This is a genomic window from Streptomyces zinciresistens K42, assembly GCF_000225525.1.
In the GTDB taxonomy this organism is placed as follows: Bacteria; Actinomycetota; Actinomycetes; order Streptomycetales; family Streptomycetaceae; genus Streptomyces; species Streptomyces zinciresistens.
The window spans coordinates 1-304 of sequence record NZ_AGBF01000501.1 but is presented as its reverse complement, the minus strand read 5'-3'; the positions used below and the strand labels follow the sequence as shown (position 1 = coordinate 304).

Sequence of the window (304 nt, the reverse complement as noted above, 5' to 3'; positions counted from 1 at the left end):
GTAGTCCGAGTTCTGCTTGCGGCCGCGGCCGTGCTCACCCGGCGGGTAGGGACGGGCCTCGAAGTACTTGACGGCCTTCGGGGTCAGCGCGATGCCGAGGGCACGCGACTTCTTGACCTTGGGGCGGGACTGGTTCGCCACTTCTTTCCTTTCTCATTCGGCTGCCTCAGGGTTACGGGAGGTCGCCGTCCGCAGCCGGGGATTCCCGGCAGGTCCGCGGGGGACTTGCCAGGCAGCCGTTCCCTGGTCTGGGCACATACGTGCAGCACACGAACGGCCCACCGGCCGGTCCCGGAATCCCGGG

1 pseudogene is annotated in these 304 nt (G+C 68.4%); it reads right to left on the bottom strand.

The features are described from left to right. Positions 1 to 141 (bottom strand): annotated as a pseudogene (locus tag SZN_RS37375) (30S ribosomal protein S4); the annotation flags it as partial. Between the last annotated feature and the right edge of the window lie 163 nt (positions 142 to 304).